The 20,731-nt window shown below is 55.2% G+C and carries 19 protein-coding genes and 4 pseudogenes; 9 read left to right on the plus strand and 14 right to left on the minus strand.

The genetic code is table 11. The features are described 5' to 3' along the window. Nucleotides 1-346: 346 nt before the first annotated feature. From HK44_RS00545 to HK44_RS00560, 5 genes and pseudogenes are all read right to left on the minus strand, one after another. Nucleotides 347-730: a c-type cytochrome gene (locus HK44_RS00545; RefSeq protein WP_019689686.1), complete on the minus strand. Its 384-nt coding sequence runs from the start codon at nucleotides 728-730 to the stop codon at nucleotides 347-349. Between the two features lie 220 nt (nucleotides 731-950). Beyond that, a pseudogene (locus HK44_RS00550) lies at nucleotides 951-1,265 on the minus strand (transposase); the annotation flags it as partial. Between the two features lie 343 nt (nucleotides 1,266-1,608). Further along, nucleotides 1,609-1,887, minus strand: a complete 279-nt coding sequence (locus HK44_RS00555) for a hypothetical protein (RefSeq protein ID WP_019689687.1) — start codon at nucleotides 1,885-1,887, stop codon at nucleotides 1,609-1,611. Nucleotides 1,888-1,974: 87 nt separating this feature from the next. Then, nucleotides 1,975-2,127: pseudogene (locus HK44_RS30345) on the minus strand (hypothetical protein); the annotation flags it as partial. A 268-nt stretch (nucleotides 2,128-2,395) separates the two neighbouring features. Beyond that, nucleotides 2,396-3,205, minus strand: a complete 810-nt coding sequence (locus tag HK44_RS00560) for an AraC family transcriptional regulator (protein WP_024264654.1) — start codon at nucleotides 3,203-3,205, stop codon at nucleotides 2,396-2,398. Between the two features lie 96 nt (nucleotides 3,206-3,301). Between HK44_RS00560 and HK44_RS00565 the strand changes: the two genes are divergently transcribed. Beyond that, on the plus strand, nucleotides 3,302-4,258 hold the full coding sequence (locus HK44_RS00565; RefSeq protein WP_019689689.1) for a threonine dehydratase: 957 nt from the start codon (nucleotides 3,302-3,304) through the stop codon (nucleotides 4,256-4,258). A 49-nt stretch (nucleotides 4,259-4,307) separates the two neighbouring features. On the opposite strand, the gene HK44_RS00570 is transcribed toward HK44_RS00565, so the two are convergent. Both HK44_RS00570 and HK44_RS00575 read right to left on the minus strand, forming a co-directional pair. Continuing rightward, entirely contained in the window at nucleotides 4,308-5,660 is a 1,353-nt protein-coding gene (locus HK44_RS00570; protein ID WP_019689690.1) for an OprD family outer membrane porin, read from the minus strand. A gap of 761 nt (nucleotides 5,661-6,421) precedes the next feature. Beyond that, complete coding sequence (locus HK44_RS00575) at nucleotides 6,422-9,253, minus strand: amino acid adenylation domain-containing protein (protein WP_024264656.1); 2,832 nt, start codon at nucleotides 9,251-9,253, stop codon at nucleotides 6,422-6,424. 693 nt (nucleotides 9,254-9,946) lie between these two features. Between HK44_RS00575 and HK44_RS00580 the strand changes: the two genes are divergently transcribed. Further along, on the plus strand, nucleotides 9,947-10,198 hold the full coding sequence (locus tag HK44_RS00580; RefSeq protein ID WP_019689693.1) for a hypothetical protein: 252 nt from the start codon (nucleotides 9,947-9,949) through the stop codon (nucleotides 10,196-10,198). A 29-nt stretch (nucleotides 10,199-10,227) separates the two neighbouring features. Continuing rightward, on the plus strand, nucleotides 10,228-10,362 hold the full coding sequence (locus tag HK44_RS30075; protein ID WP_019689694.1) for a hypothetical protein: 135 nt from the start codon (nucleotides 10,228-10,230) through the stop codon (nucleotides 10,360-10,362). Nucleotides 10,363-10,636: 274 nt separating this feature from the next. Here HK44_RS30075 and gfa read toward each other — a convergent pair whose 3' ends face one another. Then, nucleotides 10,637-11,215: an S-(hydroxymethyl)glutathione synthase gene (gfa, locus tag HK44_RS00585; protein WP_019689695.1), complete on the minus strand. Its 579-nt coding sequence runs from the start codon at nucleotides 11,213-11,215 to the stop codon at nucleotides 10,637-10,639. 375 nt (nucleotides 11,216-11,590) lie between these two features. Between gfa and HK44_RS00590 the strand changes: the two genes are divergently transcribed. After that, the gene (locus HK44_RS00590; RefSeq protein ID WP_024264657.1) at nucleotides 11,591-13,021 is read left to right on the plus strand and encodes an IS1182 family transposase; all 1,431 of its coding nucleotides are present in this window, start codon (nucleotides 11,591-11,593) and stop codon (nucleotides 13,019-13,021) included. A gap of 326 nt (nucleotides 13,022-13,347) precedes the next feature. Continuing rightward, complete coding sequence (locus HK44_RS00595) at nucleotides 13,348-14,253, plus strand: hypothetical protein (RefSeq protein WP_019689696.1); 906 nt, start codon at nucleotides 13,348-13,350, stop codon at nucleotides 14,251-14,253. On the opposite strand, the gene HK44_RS00600 is transcribed toward HK44_RS00595, so the two are convergent. The 5 genes and pseudogenes from HK44_RS00600 to HK44_RS00620 form a co-directional block, all read right to left on the minus strand. After that, nucleotides 14,250-14,720: a helix-turn-helix transcriptional regulator gene (locus HK44_RS00600; RefSeq protein ID WP_080690557.1), complete on the minus strand. Its 471-nt coding sequence runs from the start codon at nucleotides 14,718-14,720 to the stop codon at nucleotides 14,250-14,252. The genes HK44_RS00595 and HK44_RS00600 overlap by 4 nt on opposite strands. A gap of 49 nt (nucleotides 14,721-14,769) precedes the next feature. Next, nucleotides 14,770-15,393, minus strand: a pseudogene (locus tag HK44_RS00605) (glutathione S-transferase family protein). Between the two features lie 152 nt (nucleotides 15,394-15,545). Continuing rightward, nucleotides 15,546-16,934, minus strand: a complete 1,389-nt coding sequence (locus HK44_RS00610) for a heavy metal sensor histidine kinase (protein ID WP_019689698.1) — start codon at nucleotides 16,932-16,934, stop codon at nucleotides 15,546-15,548. Further along, a complete protein-coding gene (locus tag HK44_RS00615; protein ID WP_019689699.1) occupies nucleotides 16,931-17,602 on the minus strand; it encodes a heavy metal response regulator transcription factor in 672 nt (223 codons plus the stop codon). Before HK44_RS00615 ends, HK44_RS00610 begins: the two co-directional genes overlap by 4 nt. 143 nt (nucleotides 17,603-17,745) lie before the next feature. Further along, nucleotides 17,746-18,000 (minus strand): DUF2790 domain-containing protein, encoded by a 255-nt coding sequence (locus HK44_RS00620; RefSeq protein WP_019689700.1) that lies wholly within the window; start codon nucleotides 17,998-18,000, stop codon nucleotides 17,746-17,748. Between the two features lie 296 nt (nucleotides 18,001-18,296). On the opposite strand from HK44_RS00620, the gene HK44_RS00625 reads away from it, so the two are divergent. Then, nucleotides 18,297-18,611 carry a DUF3303 domain-containing protein gene (locus HK44_RS00625; RefSeq protein ID WP_019689701.1) on the plus strand — a complete coding sequence of 105 codons (315 nt, stop codon included), beginning with the start codon at nucleotides 18,297-18,299 and terminating at the stop codon, nucleotides 18,609-18,611. 17 nt (nucleotides 18,612-18,628) lie between these two features. Here the strand turns inward: HK44_RS00625 and HK44_RS00630 are convergent, their stop codons facing one another. Next, on the minus strand, nucleotides 18,629-19,552 hold the full coding sequence (locus HK44_RS00630; protein WP_019689702.1) for a LysR family transcriptional regulator: 924 nt from the start codon (nucleotides 19,550-19,552) through the stop codon (nucleotides 18,629-18,631). Between the two features lie 121 nt (nucleotides 19,553-19,673). On the opposite strand from HK44_RS00630, the gene HK44_RS00635 reads away from it, so the two are divergent. The 3 genes and pseudogenes from HK44_RS00635 (at nucleotide 19,674) to HK44_RS29390 (ending at nucleotide 20,692) form a co-directional block, all read left to right on the plus strand. Next, nucleotides 19,674-20,111: a DoxX family protein gene (locus tag HK44_RS00635; protein ID WP_019689703.1), complete on the plus strand. Its 438-nt coding sequence runs from the start codon at nucleotides 19,674-19,676 to the stop codon at nucleotides 20,109-20,111. 75 nt (nucleotides 20,112-20,186) lie between these two features. Continuing rightward, nucleotides 20,187-20,402: pseudogene (locus tag HK44_RS00640) on the plus strand (NADP-dependent oxidoreductase); the annotation flags it as partial. A gap of 68 nt (nucleotides 20,403-20,470) precedes the next feature. Then, entirely contained in the window at nucleotides 20,471-20,692 is a 222-nt protein-coding gene (locus HK44_RS29390; RefSeq protein ID WP_019689704.1) for a LysR substrate-binding domain-containing protein, read from the plus strand. Nucleotides 20,693-20,731: the final 39 nt, after the last annotated feature.

Here is a 20,731-nt window from a genome sequence, read left to right on the forward strand (position 1 = left end):
TGGGACCAAGGCTGTTTTTTTGGAGTCTGTACCTGACAGACAAAACCTCAGGCTGAATTTGCTGGCGATGAGGCATGGAGCGCGGGCTGAAAATCGGCTTGTGGGATTTGTCTGGCGCTAGGGGTCAGACGTTTCCGGCACGGAGCAGCAGGTGATCGAACAGCGCTGGCAGATGCCGGAGTTGGAGGGGGTAGTCCGCTTTCCTTAAAAAAAAGGGAAAAGAAGGAAAATGGGTTTCCCATTTTCACATCATGTCTAATATCTCATCAGCTTTTCGCTGAATAATTTGTTTGTAACCAACCCTGAAATGACTCTTGGATTTCTGTGCCCAACGCTCATCTCAAAATCATCGATATTTTGAAATCACACCACTCATGTATTGATTTAAATCGCGCAGATCCTTAATGCTCCAAGCGTGTGGAGGAATCTTTACACCATTCTCTCGCAACGTTTTTGGAATCAAGTCTCCATTTGGACGAAGTATTATCGATGACACAATAACGCCCGGATAATCATTTAGTCGTTTTTTGAAAGCGGGTGTTGTAAGGTCAGGTGTAGGAGGATTGCTTTTATTAGCCAATGGTCCTGTTCCTTTGATATCTATTCCGTGGCACATGACGCATCTCTGTAAATAGAGATTTTTCCCATTGGCATTATCCGCGAAGGATAGTGATGTTTGAATTAGCGATAAAATTCCTAGCGAAGCGATGAATAATATTTTCGTTAACATGTGGGTTTTGTCTCGTCCGTGAATGCTAGAGAGCGTCTCTGCTGAGCTGGCTTTAGTTTATCCGAAGCTGCTTTGCCATAGTCAAGTAGTTCTGGGCACGGTAACTCCTGGCCGATTCTTGCCCGTCCCAACTGACCGAAATCCACGCCCCAAAGCAGCCTTCCATGCATCTGCAAATCAAAGTGCACCCTATAAACCAAGAAGGCGGCACCCTTCAAACCCTATCCGAGTGATGCACCAGGCGTTGCTCCATTGTCCGCTGCTTGAGGGCTTTGCTAAACGCCTGGATCACCGATTCGGTGTGCAAGCTTTCATGGACATGGTGCCCCAGGATTTTTCGGGAGTACGCATCGGTGATCAAACTCAGATAAGCCACACCCGTTTGCGTCGGTAAGTAGGTGATGTCCGCAACCCTTACTTGCTCTGGCGCCTTGGCGACTACCTGAATCGGCCCATCTTTGAGCAGGTTTGGATGCCGGCGAAAGCGATGATGGCTGTCTGTCGTTTTGTGATAGGCCCGCCTGCGGGGAACCAGTTCAGTACGGTCGTTTACCCTGAATGCGATAGCGCTATTGAGCCTCTTTATAACTCAACTTGCCCAGACTTTTACCCGGTTTACCTGAGTGGAATATAAAAAATTCGTTTTTGGAGAAGGCAAAAGGTATCAGAAGGGAAGGGCTAAGGCTGTTTACGCAGCGAGAACGTATTGCCCGTAGGTTTCGTCATTGGCAATTATAAGAAATTGCAACAGTGAATTTACGAGTTCTATTGCCAACTTGGCATGCACCTAAAGTTTCGAAACCGGCGTTGAATCCTAAACAGGCCCGAACCTGCCGTGTGTAACCAGCAGGCAGGCAGGGTGCAACCCGAAGGTGGCTTTATTTACCACCCTTGTCACTGTTCTTGATTGTCTGGATGGCTTGGTTGGTCAGAGCAATACAATTATCTGTGCCCTCCTTGGTGTGTTTCGCCTCTTCGGCTTTGGCATGCTGGGCGGTGGCTTTGATCTGGGATTTCATGTCAGGGCTTTCGATCGCTGCCTCGAAATTGTGGAGGGTCTGTAGGTTGGTCTGACAAAGATCTTTCTCGGCGGCAAACGTTGGCGAAGCGAGCATTGAGCTAGCGACCAACAGACCTAGCAGTACGGAATATTTCATGAGTATCTCCTTGAATTGAGAATCCAGACACAGCAGGCCATCTGGACGGGTTCATTTGGGGAAGGCCCTTGTTGATTTACAACGGTTTCAGAATTCCTTGGCCTGAGTCATGTGGTCCTCAAGGTAGGCTAGTCCGTGATATTCGATCTCGCCATGCTGGCTCGGGCCGATTTCACAGGTGCGGCTGATGGAGATGCCTTCGCCACCGTTCAGTTCAGGCGTGGTGAACCCCTTGTCACCTAGTGTCCAGAATTACTTGACCAGTTCACGAAACCGCCGACTACGGCCAACATAGCCGTTGCTCGCAGGGCGATAGCGATCTTGTCGGTAGTCATTGCCATCCTCATCTTTTGGCACAATTCTGGGGCCTTTTTTCGCCGAACGCCCATTGAGTCCAGTAGGTTCTATACACTGGGACGTAGTAGATCAAGGCACCATCCCCGCTGGATCGCCCCGGAGCAAACGCTCAGGAAAGGCGGCTCTTGGCCGATATCTGCCGACACCTGCACTAACATCCACGCAGCTGTACCGGACTTAATCCAAGGCGCTGCCTGAACGTGGTTGCCATGTGCGCCTGGGAGTTAAAACCGCAGGTGTGGGCGATCTCTGCCAGGCTTGCTGTCGAATCGCGTATCAGTGCGCGGGCCTTGGCAAGGCGTCGGTCGATCAGGTAACTGTGCGGGCTCTTGCCCGTCGCGTTCTTGAATGCCCGCATGAAATATCCTTCGGACAATCCAAGTAAGCCCGCCATTGCCGGTATGCCCAGCGGCCCGTCGAGGCCAGCGTCGATGAACTCATCGAGCAGACGCATCCGGCTGCCGGTGATAGAGCCTTGGGGTGGAGCCGAAAATGTTTGATCGCCCGTCGCGCGTTCAGCCAATGCGAGTGCCCAGGCCTCCCAATCGTCCTCCACCGGGGCTTGCAACAACGCGCCGCGCATTCGCAGGGCGAGGGTAATGGCCTGCTGATCGATGCGATTGTTGAATGCACTTTCCCCGACCAACACATGACCGTCGGTGCGCATTACCCGCAGGTATTCACCGCCCATGGGCGACTCGGACAGCACGTCACAGCCGGCAGGGACGAACGCCAGACCGTTGGGCATGGCATCGAAGGGCAGTACTCGGTCGCTGCCAATGGCGTGAAGGCCTCGCTGGCTGTCGAAGGCAAAGCCAATCGCTGCCTGGGGCGCTACATACCGGGTCGCGTAGGCGGCGCCGGGCAGCAATTCAATCGCCCATGGCCCTGCCTCGACTCGACGGACCGGTTCGGGGCGGGGCGTTGGCTGAAGGCGGCTTCGATGGCTCATGAACGCCATAGTAGTGAAGCGGGGGCACAAAAGTCAGGTCAGTTTTTTGAAAGCCTGCGTGATGCGCCCGTGTCTAGACTGGGCAAAACCTCAGGGAGACGACTCATGCTCAGACTGACTCGCGACGATATCGAACACGCTGCTCACCACGTGTACCAGGTCATGCCCGCTACCGCTCAATACCCTTGGCCCTTGTTGGCCGAGCGGTTGGGTTGCACTGTTTGGGTCAAGCACGAAAACCACACACCGACTGGTGCTTTCAAGGTGCGTGGTGGCATTACCTTCATGCACTGGCTAAAGCGCGAGCACCCGGGCATCAAGGGTATTGTCACCGCCACTCGCGGCAATCATGGCCAGAGCCTGGCGCTGGCAGCCGGCGCGCTGGGTTTGAGGGCGCTGATTGTCGTGCCGGAGGGTAACTCGGTAGAAAAGAATAATGCCATGCGTGCCTTTGGCGGTGAAGTGGTCGAGTGTGGCCGCGATTTCGATGAAGCCCGTGAAGAGGCCGCGCGCCTGGCGCAAGCGCATGGCCTCTATCTGGTGCCGCCGTTCCATGCCGAGTTGGTCAAAGGCGTGGCCACTTATGCGCTGGAGCTGTTCACGGCTGCGCCGGATCTGGATACGGTCTACGTGCCGATTGGCTGTGGGTCGGGGATTTGTGGGGTGATCGCCGCCCGCGACGCACTTGGCCTGAACACCCGGGTGGTGGGTGTGGTGTCCACTGAGGCTGAGGCCGCAAAGTTGTCGTTTGACGCAGGAGCACTATGCGAAACCGACTCGGCGAATACCTTTGCCGACGGCCTTGCCGTGCGTAAGCCAATTCCACAAGCCTTTGCCATCTACGCGCAAGGTGCGCAGCGAATCGTATCGGTCAGTGAGGCGCAGATTGCCGAGGCCATGTGCGTGTATTACACCGATACCCACAATCTTGCTGAGGGGGCGGGTGCGGCGGCCCTTGCGGCGCTCATTCAGGAGCGTGAAGCAATGGCTGGAAGAAGGGTGGGGGTGATTCTGTCCGGTGGGAATGTGGACCGGTCGGTGTATGCGAGAGTGATTGCGTGAAGAACCATAAAAAAACCCGCATTTGCGGGCTTTTTTTCACGATCAGTGCTTACCAAAGCGGTACGACATAACTCACGTAGAGCCGGTTTTCATCCTGCTTGGTCTGGCCCGTCAGGCTCGGGTTGGCCTGGGCGTTTTTCCAGGTCACGCCCAGTCCCTTCAACTTGCCATCAGGCACCTGGTAGCTCAGCGCCAAGTCGCGCTCCCATTCGCTGTCGCCGCCTTTAGTCACTTTGATCTTATCGCCGTGAGCGTAGGTGGCCAGAAAGCCAAGGCCTTTGATGCCCAACTGACCGAAGTCGTATTTGTATTGAGCCATCCAGGTTTCTTCGCCAGCATGCTGGAATTTGTTCAGTTGCAGGTTGGTCAGTGCCGGTGTATCAGCGCCGGCGCCAGGACCTTGTCGGGCATCGCCACTGTTAAGCCCGGAGTCCAGGAAAGGGAAGTCACTGTCACCGGTGTTTTTCTGGGCCCCCAAGCCAATGGTGTGGCCCGCCAGGCTGTAGCTTTCCATCAGACTGACAGTGGACTGGTTAATACGCCCCTTGGTCAAGCCGTCACCATAAGAACCAGCGGTGGCAAAGTCGCTGTCGCCATCCGCGTTGCCGCCTACGCCCAGGCTGCGGTAGGCACGGAAATCACTGAGGAGGCTGCCGACCGGCAGCGCGGTGGTGTGCTTGGCGCCGATGAAGGCTTGTTGGTAGTAGTCCTGAAGATTGGAGTACCACAGGCTTAAGGTGGTGTCGGCCAGGCCTGTATAGTCAGCACCGCCATAGAGGAAGCGGTCGCTGAGTTTCGCACCGCCGCCAGTGGTCATGTCACTGTCGTTGCTTTCATTGCGAATTTTCGTCCGGACGATTTCGCCACCCGTGAAGGTGAAGTCGGACAGGTCTTTCGACACCAGTTGCACGCCGGTGTTGGTCTGGTGGTACAGACGCCCATCGGTGTTGGCCAGCATCGGGTTATTTTGGCTGAGCATACCCACGCGCAACTCATCCTTGAGGAAGCGCATCTTGAAGGTCGGGCTCAAGACACTAAAGTCATTGGCGGATTTCCCATCATCCAGCGGGAACATGCTGCCGGGATAACGACTCTGGTGATCCTTGTTATTCAGGTCACCACCAGAGTCGAGCTTGAGGCCGTAAAACGCCTCAAGATCGAGGCCGAAACCCACAGCACCTTCGGTATAACCGGAGCGGAAATTGAACTGGAAACCCTGTCCCCAGTCGCGGTAACTCTTGGCCTTGGCGGTGCTGCCCACCACGTCACGGCCTTGTTGATTAAGGTAGCGGTTGAGCAGGGTCAAGTCGGCATGGCTGTCGTCGATGAAGTCCGCATGGGCAGGCAACATCGCGCCCCCCAGCAAAGCACCAACGAGGGATGCGGCTAGTTTCTTGATCATCATGGATCTCGTTCACAGGGTAATTCACCCTGCCGACGGACTTGTTTATCCAAGGTAATCCGTTACCCATGCATCGGCAGTTTTGCAGCGCAGATGCCAAGCATTCGAGTCGCCGCAATATTTTGAAGCGCATTAGGGGCTTCGAATATGACAGTTCGGTTACGCGATCTTTAGATTTTCGTTGCATTGACCTGCATATAAAAAGACGCTAAAGAAGAAAGCGAAGTGACAGGATTTTCATTTGACTGTGCTTTAGGGTACATGTATTTTGGCAAAGAGCTGGACGCTCAAACCACCGAGTCTTACTTACAACTCGCGTCCTCCGCGTTCATCATCGATGATTGTGCTTTGGATGATTAGGCTTACTTGGCGCACCTAACCATTTCTCATGCTTTAGACGTTAGTGGTGAAATTCCTGCCTGTCATGAGGGGCAGAAAACGACCCATTGCGGTCGGTCAGCAATTTTCCACCAGCGGCAGATTCAGACGGGTTGCAGACTTTCGTATTTGCCGAGAGTGGACACTCACCACGCAATCAAGAGCATGAATGCGACATAACGAGAATTGGCTTGAATTTACGTCTGATTGAGCACCGCGGCGTCGGTGCGTTTAAACTTGATGCACCTGGTCCATGCGCTTGAGGGGCGTTCGACAAGTATGTATGCGATGGCTGCAAAGACGATGCAGGTCGTACCGCAAGTGATAGTAGCCAGTACGTCCGAAGCAGTGCCAGTCGGCATGAAACGCAGGAATAAACACAGTCACGAAACTCGCTCAATCGTATCCGAACTGCTCTTCTTTCCTCCTCCATTCAAACGCATTAAAACAATTCGAACTCCCTTGTTCCAGGCATAACCAACCCCGATTCCTCCGGCTATGGCAAAGACTACCGCGAGCGCCGGCTGGTCAACGATGTGACGGGCCAGGGACTGAAACTGAAAATGCGTCAAATAAATAAACAACGTTGACGACGCTATTAATGCGAGTCCCCGCGCGATGATGCTTGGTACGGGAATAGACCGGATCCAAATCAACGCGAGAACGGCAGGCACGGCCATATCAATATATTCCCTCATTGCAAACTCGTGCAATCCATGGCTGAAGATTGCCAGAATATCTTGCCCGCCCAGCACAATGACAGCAACCGCGCTGACGATCAACTTCTGAACTCTTGAAATAGCATAGTTAATTGCCATTCCGAGCACCATGATCGCAAGGTAGTGCTGTGGTACTCTGTTATAAAGCGCTGCAGCATCAAACAAATACGCGTTAATCATAACGCCAGCCACTGCCAATACGCATGACGCAATGACAAGACAACGAAATGGGTCGGAAGTTACTGTTTTTCTAACGCGCTCGAACGACAGAGCGAACCCAATGATTATTATCATTTGCACGAGAACTTCAATATACCAATACGCAAAGCCACCTGTGAGATTCGGTGAGAACCAATTCGAAATCAGCAACACTGTTTGCCAGTGAATCCTACCGAACAGCATCTGAATCAAAATAGTGTAAAGTATTGTCGGTGCGGCGATACTGACAACGGACTTGACAAGCGTGCGCACGTTGCCACGGTCACTTATGGTTTTAAATTGAAATCTTGACAGGCTGAGGCCGGATATTATAAACAATACCGTTGTTTCGCCTGAAACCGGCCATTTTGAAAAAATATGAAAATGCTCGACAACAATAAATATTATAGATATTACGCGTAAAAAAACGGGAACCTCCATTGCCCGAACTGACAGCTTCGAAACCTTGGTTTTGTTGGCCAGCTCACAAAGATCACATATTGACGTCATTTCCCATTGATCTGGCAGATGGCCAATAAGTTCTTCAAGAACCATTGAAGCCTGAACAAACGAGAGTGAATCCCCACCCAGCTCCACGAACGATAAGTTTGCATCGGCGCGCGGGACTTCGAGTATTTCAGACCACGCATCCGCCAGTTTTAGCGCGAGCGGCGATAGATCCTGGCGCGAGTGTACGGCAGCCGCATCCGTGTTACTGACAATCAGAGGCAACGCCCGCTTATCAATTTTTCCATTCGGCGTAAGTGGAATAGCGTCCAGAAAAACGAACAACGCCGGCACCATGTATTCCGGGAGTCGATTACTGACATGTTCACGCAATTCAACAGATGAAACAGGCTCTATTGAAATGCAATATGCAACCAGCTTTACGATCGAACTGTCATTGACGGCCAGAGCAGTGCACTGTTTGATCCGGGGATGCCGTGATATTGCGCCTTCAATTTCAGTAAGCTCAATTCGATGACCCCGAATTTTGATCTGATTGTCGCCTCGCCCCAGAAAGATGACACTGCCATCTGAAAGATAAGTGCCAAGGTCGCCGGTTCTATAGCAAATGTCGCCCTCGACATTCGCAAATGGATTCACAACAAATCTTTCTCTGGTTTGCGCAATGTCACCCCAATAACCCAGCGACAAATAGGGGCTGCGTATAAGAATTTCTCCGACCTCTCCTTCGCAGACCAACTTATTTGAGTCATCCACGACCAGCAGTTGTGCGCCTTCAATTCCTTTACCAAGCGGAATCGTGGCATTATTGGCTTCAGGGTCGACCTGATGGTACGCCATTGCCTGCGGAGTTTCCGTCGTGCCGTAAAAATTCACACTAACGGCATTCGGTGCAACGACGCGCATTTGTTCATATAACGTACTGCTTAATGCATCTCCACCCCAAAACAGGTATCGCAGAGCGTTGAATTTTAGTTCATTGATTTTTGCTCCAGTTTCAATAAGCTTTCCCAGGGGGGGCGTAAGGTGAATAACGGATATTCCATTCTTATGTATCCACGCGGCCAAAGCCGAAGGATCTATGACGGTTGACTGTGCCGGACAGATAATTTTCGCGCCAATGGAGAGAGGCGTAAATACGTCCCTGTATACAGGGTCATGACCCAGCCCGGAAAGCAAGGAAAAGCAATCATCTTTTGATAACGAATGACGCTTGGTATGCCACTCAATAAAATGAACCAAAGGCGCATGATGTGTCGCAATTCCCTTCGGTTCGCCAGTGCTGCCCGATGTAAATGTGACATACGCCGGATGACAAGGGTCGACTTCTGGCAAAACCCTTTGATCAAAGGCGAACTCATGCAGTGATTCGGTGGGAATTTCCGGAATTCTGACGACCCGCGGATAGGAACTTTCTGCCCTTGGCTCAAAGTGCTCGAGATTGAGATTGACTGTAGCCTCACCGCATAGCAGAACAAAGGTAGGCTGAAGCGCTCGAATGATTTGACCTACGCGCGCAGGTGGATATGCATTGTCGGCAACTGTGAACGTCAATCCGGCACGGGAGGCGCCGAGCATTGCATAGACCAACCCCGCACAGCGACTCGAAACAATAACAATCCGGTCGGATTCGGTAGCGCCATTTCCAATCAAGAAGGACGCAATGCCCTGGCTTACCTCTTCAAGCTGACGATAGCTGCAAGTCGCGTCTTGAGAGATTACAGCAATTGCATCAGGCGAGCGTCTCGCATACTGTAAGAAGTCCATGAATATCGGACGTTCGACACAATAATCCAGACGAAGCGTTGGGTTTGGGCGGGCATCCTGCATGTTATTTTTATACTCCACCTGACCTATACGAGATTAACGTCGTGCCCCGAAAATCCTGAGTGAGATGACGCTGAATTTATCGGTAGCGGTGGCAAAAATATGGAGCGTCCAGCAGCCCGTTGAGTGGTTCAGGCCGAGTGATTGAACGTTAGTGCAGAGTGGCCGGCGGCGCCAGCGCAGGTCCGGAAATGGGGGCAAATTTATTTTTCTGCAGTGGCCGCTTTGGGTCTCACTCACGAACGACCGCGTTTGGCCGATTCTGTTGAAAAAGTCGGCCATAGTTTGCGCATCAGAAAAGTACGCGTTCGCCATTGAAATCTTTACTTTTGGCAGAGGCTTCTGGACTCGGATTTCACGTAGCAGCGTGCAAAAAAGGCGTTTTCACCAGTCAATGATCAGGCAGTGGACCCATACCGGCCGCTCTTAGCCGACAGACACCCAGCGAACAGGTAAGGGGTTTATGTCCCATTGATTCGATCCCGCAGCCGATGCTGTCCGACTGCGAAGCCGAGTCAAGGTAAGCGAAGGAGACTGCGCATAACGGGACATTCGTTAATTGCCCCGTCATCTCAGCCCACTTCGGTGGGCTTTTTTTGCCGGTTGGACACCAGAACCCCGAAGAGTGGCCTACCCTTTTCCCTGTGCGTGGTTTGACGCGTAGCGAGGGATTTTTCAGACAGGCAGGCAGTGATCATGGAGCCACAATCAGCGGCACAGAGCAGGGCTTTACCGGCGCTGGATCGTCAGGTCCTGGAGCATTCACGCCGCTGGGTGCTGAGCGGGATCTACTTGCGCTGTACCATCTGCGGTGCCGGGCAAGCCGCCAGTGAAAGTAACCGGCCGTTTGTGCACGACAGCGGCTGTGCGTGTACCAGTGTCCGGGATTACCCCTGGCACGACCTGGCCTGCATTCTGGCACTGGGTGCCGAGCCACAATGCCGTTGAAGTTAAGCTGGTTGATTCGGAGCTCGCCCATGCGTCAGGGAATTCATGAGGACGCTCTGCGCGTCATGCTCGAGGGCGGTGCGGTGCGCGAGGTGCTGGTCAGCCGGCAGGACTATAAATGGGGTTTGGCCATTCGCCTGCCCAACTCGACTACCTCAGATTAAGCCAACAGACATTAAAGCAGGGATGTTCTAATGCAAAATTCTAGGCGGTATCGTTTTCTTCATCATGATGATCCCGCTATGTGCCGTTATCTGCTTGATGTAGATGCAGTTAGCCATAGCGAAAAGGTGGGTTGAGAGAGCCTGGTGGTACAAAATGGGTACGAGCGGAATTGAAAACTGGCGTAAGCCGTTGTCTTAATGCCAACAGCCCCCCAGTTAACATCAAAGGTGAATCGGACCGCGGTCCGGAAAAGAAACCGCGGCGACCGATCAATCAGGCGGCGGGGAGCAGGCCTTTCTGTTTGGCGACATGAGTCGCCAGTGCGTCCATCAAATCCGGGGACAGGCAGTCATAGGGTTCCAGGCCGATCGAGCGCAAGCGCTCGCGGATAGCCTTCATTTGCGCTGGCGGTGTGCCGGTTTCGATGATGGAGGACACGAACGCCGCGAATCCCGGCGCAGCCCATCCGCTCTGTGGCGAAAGCTCGGTGTGGACGAAGTCCAGGCCATAAAACGCATGGTCCTTGTTTTCGATGCGCCCAAAGAGATGGGCGTGACACTGCTTGCAGGCGTGGCGTTGGATGGTGGCGGATTCGTCGACAATCGCCAGTTTTTCGCCGTGGGCAATGACGCTGACCTTATCTCTAGGCACCACGGCGATAACGGCGAATGTCGCGTTTTGTGGTTTCCAGCATTTGCTGCAGCCGCACGCGTGGTTATGCAGAGTTTGTGCGTCGATCTTGACCTCGACCTTGTCGGTCACACACAGGCATTGCAGGGTGCCACCTGTGAAATTCGCGGCGGCGGGTTGGATACCATTGTCCAGTGCAGGGTGAAGTTGCAAGGTGCTCATGCTGGCGTCTCCGTTTCAGGGTGTCAGACAAAAGTGCCTGGGGCCGTGCCCCAGACCGGTAGTTCATCGGAACTCGATGACGGCGCGGATCGATTTGCCTTCATGCATCAGATCGAACCGCGGCGGATTTCGAAAAGGACACAGTGCATAAACGAGTGACCTCCTTCGGTGTGACCGGTCGGTTACCCAGATCAAGAATAGTCTGCGATGACGCCTCGAGCGCGGCTAGGGCCAGCGCACGGGCGAGTGTGCCGAATTCAGATGGAATTCACACACGCCCAAGGGTTTTCAGGTCTGCTTCTGGCCCAGAGTGTGTAAAAACACCTTCGCGAACCCTTGCTATGATTTCTGTGGATTTCATTGCAGGGATCGCCCATGAAGCGCTTTATCCAAGGTGAACATCGAGGCCAAGGCACCTTACTCCCCGAGAGCCTCGACGACTACGTATGCGATACCAATCCGGTGCGCATAGTCGACGTCTTTGTCGACGAACTCGACCTGGTCAATCTGGGTTTTGAAAGTGCCATTCCAGCTGATACTGGCCGGCCTGCTTATCACCCTGCGATCCTGCTGAAGATCTACATCTACGGCTATCTCAACCGCATCCAGTCGAGCCGCCGTTTGGAGCGAGAAGCCCAGCGCAACGTCGAGCTGATGTGGTTGACGGGGCGTTTGATGCCGGATTTCAAGACCATCGCCAGCTTCCGAAAAGACAACAGCAAGGCCATCCGAGGCGTCTGTCGCCAGTTCGTTGTGCTGTGTCAGCAGTTGGGACTGTTTGGAGAAAATCTGGTCGCCATCGACGGCAGTAAATTCAAAGCAGTCAACAACCGCGACCGCAATTTCACCAGCGCCAAACTGAAGCGGCGAATGGAAGAAATTGAATCGAGCATCAACCGTTATCTGACGGCACTCGATGCTGCCGATCGGCAAGAACCAACAGCCTCCGAGCCCAACGCCGTGCGGCTGGAAGAGAAAATCGCCAAGCTGAAGACGCAAATGAAAGAGCTTCAAGCGATAGAAATCCAGCTCAACGAATCGCCGGATAAACAGGTCTCACTGACCGATCCAGACGCCCGCTCCATGATGACGCGCGGCACGGGAATCGTCGGCTACAACGTGCAAACAGCGGTTGATACCCAGAACCATTTGATCGTTGCTCATGAGGTCACCAACTTCGGTTCCGACCGCGATCAACTCAGCTCGATGGCGAAGCAGGCTCGCGATGCCATGGCGTCAGAAACGCTGGCGGTGGTAGCTGACCGAGGTTACTTCAAGAGTGAAGAAATCCTTGCCTGTCACGACGCGGACATCACTGCCTACGTGCCAAAGCCGATGACTTCAAGCGCCAAGGCGGATGGTCGATTCAACAAAGATGCTTTCGTTTATGACGCGACGAAAAACGAATACATCTGTCCGGCGGGAGAGGCGCTGCCCTGGCGCTTCTCCAGTATTGAGAAAGGCATGAATATGCACTGTTATTGGAGTTCGAAATGCCAGGGCTGCGCGCTGAAAACGCAGTGCACACCGAGCAAAAATCGTCGAGTAAGACGCTGGGAACATGAAGCGGTGCTGGAGGAAATGCAGCGTCGGTTGAACCATGCACCGGACATGATGCGAATCCGAAAAAGGACAGTTGAGCATCCCTTCGGGACGCTCAAACAATGGATGGGCTCAACGCATTTCCTGACGCGCAAACTGGTCGGGGTAAGCGCGGAGATGAGTCTGAATGTACTCGCCTACAACATGAAGCGGGTTATGAGCATTATCGGTACAGCAAGCTTGCTGAAGGCGATGAGGGCGTAAAGTCTCGGTTTTCTCAGCCCCAGAAGGCGCTAAACCGCTACATAACCGCTTTGGAACGTCAGTAATGCTTATCACGGAAAACGCTTGGGCAATCGCATCGCCCAGGAACGCCTGGTTGACGCACTCGATATACGAAAGCGTTTTTACACACTCTGGGCCGTTCACTGCCTGCTAAGAACTGCCATAAACGCCCCATTCATGGCTTGAAGGTCGCCTGTTGCTCACGTTCCCAGGGCCTGATCCGCACTTTTTCGCCCCACCTGCCACTTTCGCCACAATCGGCGTGGATCTAAAGTCAGGGGCGCACCTTCAGGGGACTTCCAGTCATGTACAGCTCGCTTGCCATACCGAGCACCGCTCGCCAATTGCATGACCGGATCTATGCGGGCGAGATCATTCGCTTCACTGACCTGCAGCCCATGACGGCGCTGGTGGAATATACGCGTGCGTTCCTCGAAGACGCGCTGCATCCCTGGTCGCCGCAACAGATCCATCGCCATTTGAACCACCCTGAGCAGACTGAGTGCTTTGCGAAAATTCAGAATGACTTCGCAGGTTCGGCTGAGGTCCAGCAGCGCTGGCAGGACGTCGTGCAAAGCCTTGGCATCGCCCCCGATACCCTGGCGTGCGATCGCCTGCATTTGCGTTTTCAGCCGCATTGCGAGCCAGGGCAGTCGACGCCGCGTGCCCGCACGACGGCCACCATCGCGTTTCACCGCGATACCTGGGGGTCGAATATCTATGCACAAACCAACTGGTGGGCGCCCATCTATCCCATCGCGGCAGGGCGTACCGTTGCCTTGTATCCAGGCCTCTGGCAGCGACCGCTGGGTAATTCGAGCGCAGATTTCGATATGCGCGCCATTTTGCAGCGATCCCATCAAGACGGCCGCAATGCCGTGGATGCCGACGAAGCCATTCCGCATCTGCTGGAAGTGATCGACCCGCAGGAGGGGATTGCCGTCGATATCGCTCCGGGGAGCCTGATTGCCTTTTCCGGGGCTCATGCCCATGCCGGCGTCGGCAATAGCAGCGGGCTGACACGCATCTCTTTCGAGACCCGATCAATACTGATCGCCGACCTGTTGGCCGGATTGGGAGCGCCCAATGTCGATGGTCACGCGCCGTGGAAGACTATTGGACTGTTTCGCCGAATGAACGATGCGCAACGCCTGAACGAGATCCTTGGCTGCGGCTTTATCGAGCCCTATCTGCGGCCAGCAGAGCCCTAGCGCTGGCGCCGGTAGTCGCTTGGGGAAAGACCGGTGTGCTTGCGAAATACCTGGGCGAAGTGACTGGGGTTGGAGTAGCCGACTTGATTGGCGACAGTGACCACGCTCAGTTGTGTTTCGCGCAATAAGCGCCGCAACACCTTGAACGAACAGGCGGCTGGCCACGGGCCGTTCGGCTTCTTCGCGCAGGCATTGCAGCAATGCGACCAGCTGCGGATCCTCGAAGCCGGACACATCCCGAAGCGTGGCGTGTGCGGCGTTTGCCCCCGAAGACGTCCTGCAAGTGCCTCGTCGAATAGCGACAGGCCCAGCAGCACCATGACCACTTCGAAAGGTTCGGGGCTTAACCGTCTCCAGCGAAAGTCATAGGGCGCACTGGCGGCGGTGAGGAAAAGCGAGAGTCCGCTCCCACAGAACTGCGGTGCTATTTCAACGACAGCTTCTGGCCGATTTCTACCTGTCGCCATGGGCAGTAATCGACCCAATACAGGATACAAAACTCCCCCGCAACACCGGTCATGGCGTCCCGTTTCTTCCGTGCAGGCGGTAGCCTGGTCGACGACTCAAGCGTTCGTAATAGTCGCTCACGGCAGGAAGGTCGGGATGAGCAAGCGGTGTTTGAAACCACCGATTAACCGACAGGCCGATCGGTATGTCTGCGAGAGAAAACTCGTCGCCGCTGACATAGGCCCCGGTTGATTCGAGCTATCGATTGAGAATCTCCATGTGCCTCGACCAGTTGTTGCATGCGGCCGCCAACGCGTGGCTGTCCTGATGTTCAGGCGAATGCCTGACCAGCGACATGAAGGCATAACTCCACGATTTGTTGAGATCTGACGCTTGCCAATCGATCCATTGATCCACCCGCGCTTTGGCTCTCGCTTCAGTCGGGTAAAGGTGAGCGCCGTTGTAGCGAGACGCCAAATAGCGAATGATCGAGTTTGACTCCCAAAGAGTGAAGTCATCGTCCTGAATGACCGGCACCATTGCATTGGGATTCAGCGCCAGGAATTCAGGTGTGTGCGTCGCCCTGAAACCAGAACCCCAATCTTCCCGCTCGAAGGGGATGCCAATCTCGGCGCAGGTCCAGAGAACCTTTCGTACATTGATCGACGATGCTTTACCCAATATGCGCAACATTCCATGTCCTTGTCATTCAGTGTGGTTGGTCTGATCCACTGACGCTATCGCCTTGTAGAGCGGGTTGTCCAGAGTCTGCAGTGGGCTGATGTCTGCCTGTCACGAATGACCGGTTGGGTCCACAACCCAACGCTGGCCAGCAGGCACAACAATTACTGTTCCCGTATCGGGAAAAACAGATCGAAACAGGTCACGCCATTTTCGCTGGTGACGCTGTAGCGGCCACTGTGCAGCTGCATGATCGTGGCGACGATCGAAAGCCCCAGACCATTGGACTGGGCCGAGCGCTCGCGTGATGGATCAACACGGTAGAAACGCTCGAATAATCTCGGAAGGTGTTCCGCCGGGATGGTGGTTCCGTAGTTGCGCACGCGCAGATTGATGCCGTCCTGGGACGGTGTGGCCTGGATCAACAGTTCGGAATGAGGGGCACCATATTTGATCGCATTGGCGCACAGGTTGGCCAAGGCGCGGCGTAGCAGCATGGGTTCGGCCCAGATAAGGCCGTCGCCCTCCGCGCGGATGGTCATGTCGACGTCTGCGGCCAGGCCTTCAAAGTAATCGGCTACGCGTTCCAGCTCGTCGGCCGCGCCCAGTTCCTGGCGCTGATCACGAGCGCTACCGGGGTCAGTACGCGCGAGGAACAGGATGTTGTCGAGCATGCGTGCCAGGCGTTCGAGTTCTTCGACGTTGGAGGCGAGCAACTGCTGGTAATGCTCCACGCTGCGGTTTTGCTGCATGGCGACCTGAGTTTCACCCAGCAAGTTGTTGATGGGCGTGCGCAGTTCGTGGGCCATGTCGGTCGAGACCTGACTCAGTTGCGCAAAACCCTTGGCGAGTCGCTCAAGCATGGTGTTGAACGAGTCGATCATTGGCAGCAACTCCTTCGGAGCGCCTTGGCTGTCGAGTCGCTCTGTCAGGTTACCGATGCCGATACCGTGGGCTTGCTGCGCCAGGCGCCTGACGGGCAACAAACCGCGATGAACCAGGGCATATCCCGCCAGTGCCAGGACAATCGCCGCGAGACTGGCGAGGATGTAGACGCTGAGACGATAGCTGGCGAGTACGGCAGTTCGTTCGGTCATCAGGCAGCCAACGGTCAGTTTCAGATTGCCCGAGTCGATACTCGCAGAGATGGCCGCGAAGGGCGTTCCGTTCACAGAGGGTAGATGCTGTACATCGATCAGTGACAGGGAATGGTCCATGGCCACGGGAGTGAGGTCGGGAATATCGATATGACGGGGATTGACCAGCAGTAACGGGGCTTCCCCTGGAACGCCAATGGTGAGTATGTATTCGCGATTGCCCAGCATGTTCTGAAACAGCATAGGTTTGGTCTTGATCAGTTCCAGCGTATTGCTGCCATTGAGGAAAGTACGTAGCTGATCGATGCGGTAGACCAAAGTGGACTCGTCGCGTCGGATCAGTTCGCGCTCAAGATCGCGGTACAGTGCGACGCCGGTGGTGGCCATCAGGGCGAAGGCCAGCAAGGCGAACACCACGGCCAGGCGCAGGGTGAGGGAATAATGGCGACGGTTCATGGTTGCGTATCGAAGCGGTAGCCAATGCCACGCACACTGTGGATCAGCTTCAGCTGGAAAGGGTCGTCGATTTTCAGGCGCAGGCGTCGCACCGCCACGTCGACCACGTTGGTGTCGCTGTCAAAGTTCATGTCCCAGACCCGGGAGGCGATCAGTGAACGCGACAGCACCTGATCCTGATGCGTGGCGAACAGGTGTAACAAGGCAAACTCTTTGTTTGTCAGCGTCACTCGCACGCCGGCGCGGGTGACGCGGCGTTTGATGACGTCAATCTGCAGGTCGGCAATCTGCAGTTGCTCTTCTTCCCGGGTCGGACCCCGGCGGGTCAGGGTGCGCAGGCGTGCGACCAGCTCGGCGAAAGAAAAGGGTTTGATCAGGTAGTCGTCGGCCCCCAGTTCCAGGCCTTTGATTCGGTCGGCGATGTCATCGCGCGCGGTCAGGAACAGTACCGGCGTATCGGCTTCCTTGCGCAGGCGGCGCAGCACTTCCCAGCCGTCCATTTTCGGCATCATCACATCCAGCACGATGACGTCGAAAGGCGTTTCCAGGGCCAGGTATAAACCCTCGACGCCATCGCGGGCCAGGCTGACGGAGTATCCCTGCTCCTGCAGACCATTGAGTAAGTAATTGCCCGCCTTGGGCTCGTCTTCCACGACAAGGATGTTCATGAGAATGACCTTGGTTCGGTGTCGGCATTCAACCCAAAAGAACGGACCTGAAAGCCGAGAGCAGGTGGCGCAATTTTAGCCCAATCATCAGGTTTTGTTGCGTATTGCCTGCTCCCGGACAGTCATGTGCGTACAGCATCCCATCAGTTTCCGTTGGTGCAACGTCCTTGAACCGAATAGTCCAGCACATGTTCCCGACCCTGATGATCCAGGTAATCGAGACGGGCCGGAGTGACGTCACATTGGTCCGAAATGTCAGTCATGGACAGGACTTTCGCAACGTCCAGGTGGACGAAGAAACCGGTCCTGTCGTGGATCACCGCCGAGGTGTCGCTGGTACCGGCGAAGGCTGAACCGGTGGCGAGGAGGGTGGCGAGTCCGAGCGTTAACAGTTTCATGGCAGTATCTCCCTGTCTGAAGTGGGCTGCCTGTTGTTTGGCAGTGAGTTCACGGTAACAAGGCAACACCAACAGCCGACCAACAGCACAATGACAAAGTTGTAATGCAATCTTGACCGAAGCCAAGGCCAAGGCCGATGTGTTGAAGCGGCCTGTCGCCGAGGGGGGCGGGTCGGTTTTGCAGCACCGGTAGGCGTGAAATCGCAGAGTGTCTGCAGGATGGGCGGGCTAATTGAGGCGATTGAAGCGAGAAGTTGCACCGAGAACTATCCTTACCTCTCCAGAGGAGGATGGCGATGAAGTACATGATCAGTTGGTTCGAACGGCCACAAGGATCGCCTGCAGAGTACGAGAGTGCGCAGAAACGGATCCTGGAGGTGTTCGGTCAATGGAAAGCCCCGGACAATTTCAAGATCGAGGTGTTTGTCGTGCGCGTGGGCGAGTGGGGTGGACACATGTTGGTGGACTGCGACGATCCGCTGGCGGTTCACAAGGTTTGCTCGACGTTTCCTGCGTTCGAGTTCCAGGCGCGCCCTGTGGTTGCCGTCGAGGACGCGGTCCGGGTCGAACTCGAAGCAATCGCCTGGCGCGATGGCCTGAAACGCCAGTGATGCAGATTATCCTGGTGCTATCGAAGAGCGGGCGCATCGCCCGCTGAGCTTTGTTGAACGAACCGATCAATCAACCACCTGGCGGCGGGTCCTGGCGGCAGATCCGTGCGATAGATGGCGTCGAAGGCATACATCCCGCTTTTGTATTCTGGCATTTCCAGGTGGACGAGTCGGCCAGTATCCAGATCTTCCCGGACCATCGTGATCGGCATGTTCCCCCAGCCAACGCCTTCACGCAGCAACATGTGTTTAGCCCCCAGGTCGGCCAGCCTCCACGTGCGGGTACTGAGGACTGCGAAATCCTTGTCTTTTGTCAGAAGCGAACGGTCGGACAGCACAAGTTGGATGAACTCACGTCCAGCACCTGGAACATTCGACTCGCTTGAAGCCAGTGGATGATTGGGGGCTGCCACCGGAATCAGCTCAACACTGCCGACCGCAATTCTTTCGATACCATCAATCCCCTCATTCATCGGGCCACTGACGCCGACGGACGCGCCGCCGTTGATCACCAGTTGAGTGACGGCGCCGAGCGCCTCCATATGCAAGTGGAGTGCAACCGTAGGAAATTCCTCTCGAAATGATTTGAGTGCGTCCACCACGCGCTCAGCGGGAAGCATCACATCCAGTACCACATGAACTTCAGCTTCGAGGCCCTGAAGCAGGCCTTTTACTTTGGCGCGTAATCCATGAATGCCATTGGCGATGGTTCTGGCTTCGGCCAGCACGGTGCGGCCGGCATCGGTGAGTTGGGGTTTACGGGTCGTATGGCGGTCAAACAGCGACACGCCGAGTTGCATCTCAAGATTGGCGATCGAGTAGCTGATGACTGAAGTGGCGCGGTGCAGTTTTCGTGCGGCGGCCGCAAAACTGCCGACCTCGACAACCGTCAGGAACACACGCAGTTGATCGAGAGTAGGAGTGCCTGGGTCTGAGATCATTTCTATTTCCTCGAACGTAATCGTCGAAATTAGTCGGCTATTACGATTGTAGAGTGGCTGGCAGACTTTCCTCAACGCGGCGCTCCATAGTGGATGCGCCCAACTTGTTGGAAGAACGACCATGTCCCAATCTGCAGCGACTACCTCCCGTGATACTCATGAACTGTCCAGCGCTACCACCACCGCCACGGCGGCCCTGGTCGGCCGTGTGTTCCTCAGCGCCATTTTCATCCTCTCGGGCATCTCCAAACTGAGCGCCCCGGCGATGATGATCGGCTACATCGGTTCGGTTGGTTTGCCGTTCCCGCAACTCGCTCTGGCGTTGGCCATCATCATCGAAATCGGTGGCGGCCTTGCGCTGATCGCCGGCTACCGCACCCGTACCGTGGCGCTGGTGCTTGCGCTGTTCAGCGTGATCACCGCGCTGGCATTCCATAACAGCCTGGGCGACCAGAATCAGTTCATCCACTTCTTCAAGAACATCGCCATGGCGGGCGGCCTGTTGCAGGTCGTCGCGTTCGGCGCCGGTCGCTTCAGCCTCGACGCCCGTCGTCGCTGAGCCAATAGCGCCGCAGTGGATGAACGCGTGCGGCGCCTCTCAGGTTCATCTTCCGAAATAATCCGAGGATTCACCATGAAAGCTATACGTGTGCATGAATACGGCAACCCGGATGTGCTGCGCCTGGAAGACCTCGCCGACCCGCTTGCGGGCGAGGGCGAGGTGCTGATCGACGTGGAGGGTGCAGCGGTCAACCCGATTGATTGGAAGCTTCTTTCGGGCGCCATGAAAGCCTTCATCCCGTTGCCATTGCCCTACACGCCGGGCACCGGGGACACGGGACCGGCAATCGATCACCGACGCTTGCTGGCGAACCGATACACGCGGGGCGCATCGTCTCGACCTTCAATTCCAGCCTCATGCTGCGTACGGCGGTAAAGGCCGGCATCGGCATTGGTGAACTTCCGATACATCTGGCTGAACACGACGGCCTTGTGCAGATATGGCCGGAACCGGCACGTGGGGCGGTCTACGAAGTCTGGCTCGTCACGCACCAAGACCTTCGGCATACCGCACGCATCGTCGCAATGATCGAGTGCATCGTCGGTGCGTTCGAAGATCACGCGACCCACGCAAAATAGTCACGCACGACTTGTTACAGGTAATGGCCGATCATTCAC

The organism is Pseudomonas fluorescens HK44 (assembly GCF_000217955.3).
Taxonomy (GTDB): domain Bacteria; phylum Pseudomonadota; class Gammaproteobacteria; order Pseudomonadales; family Pseudomonadaceae; genus Aquipseudomonas; species Aquipseudomonas fluorescens_AQ.

Coding starts and splice junctions, on each gene's coding strand:
- HK44_RS00545 (WP_019689686.1), bottom strand. CDS start 730: ATGTTAACGAAAATATTATTCATCGCTTCGCTAGGAATTTTATCGCTA.
- HK44_RS00555 (WP_019689687.1), bottom strand. CDS start 1,887: ATGAAATATTCCGTACTGCTAGGTCTGTTGGTCGCTAGCTCAATGCTC.
- HK44_RS00560 (WP_024264654.1), bottom strand. CDS start 3,205: ATGGCGTTCATGAGCCATCGAAGCCGCCTTCAGCCAACGCCCCGCCCC.
- HK44_RS00565 (WP_019689689.1), top strand. CDS start 3,302: ATGCTCAGACTGACTCGCGACGATATCGAACACGCTGCTCACCACGTG.
- HK44_RS00570 (WP_019689690.1), bottom strand. CDS start 5,660: ATGATCAAGAAACTAGCCGCATCCCTCGTTGGTGCTTTGCTGGGGGGC.
- HK44_RS00575 (WP_024264656.1), bottom strand. CDS start 9,253: ATGCAGGATGCCCGCCCAAACCCAACGCTTCGTCTGGATTATTGTGTC.
- HK44_RS00580 (WP_019689693.1), top strand. CDS start 9,947: ATGGAGCCACAATCAGCGGCACAGAGCAGGGCTTTACCGGCGCTGGAT.
- HK44_RS30075 (WP_019689694.1), top strand. CDS start 10,228: ATGCGTCAGGGAATTCATGAGGACGCTCTGCGCGTCATGCTCGAGGGC.
- gfa (WP_019689695.1), bottom strand. CDS start 11,215: ATGAGCACCTTGCAACTTCACCCTGCACTGGACAATGGTATCCAACCC.
- HK44_RS00590 (WP_024264657.1), top strand. CDS start 11,591: ATGAAGCGCTTTATCCAAGGTGAACATCGAGGCCAAGGCACCTTACTC.
- HK44_RS00595 (WP_019689696.1), top strand. CDS start 13,348: ATGTACAGCTCGCTTGCCATACCGAGCACCGCTCGCCAATTGCATGAC.
- HK44_RS00600 (WP_080690557.1), bottom strand. CDS start 14,720: ATGGCGACAGGTAGAAATCGGCCAGAAGCTGTCGTTGAAATAGCACCG.
- HK44_RS00610 (WP_019689698.1), bottom strand. CDS start 16,934: ATGAACCGTCGCCATTATTCCCTCACCCTGCGCCTGGCCGTGGTGTTC.
- HK44_RS00615 (WP_019689699.1), bottom strand. CDS start 17,602: ATGAACATCCTTGTCGTGGAAGACGAGCCCAAGGCGGGCAATTACTTA.
- HK44_RS00620 (WP_019689700.1), bottom strand. CDS start 18,000: ATGAAACTGTTAACGCTCGGACTCGCCACCCTCCTCGCCACCGGTTCA.
- HK44_RS00625 (WP_019689701.1), top strand. CDS start 18,297: ATGAAGTACATGATCAGTTGGTTCGAACGGCCACAAGGATCGCCTGCA.
- HK44_RS00630 (WP_019689702.1), bottom strand. CDS start 19,552: ATGATCTCAGACCCAGGCACTCCTACTCTCGATCAACTGCGTGTGTTC.
- HK44_RS00635 (WP_019689703.1), top strand. CDS start 19,674: ATGTCCCAATCTGCAGCGACTACCTCCCGTGATACTCATGAACTGTCC.
- HK44_RS29390 (WP_019689704.1), top strand. CDS start 20,471: ATGCTGCGTACGGCGGTAAAGGCCGGCATCGGCATTGGTGAACTTCCG.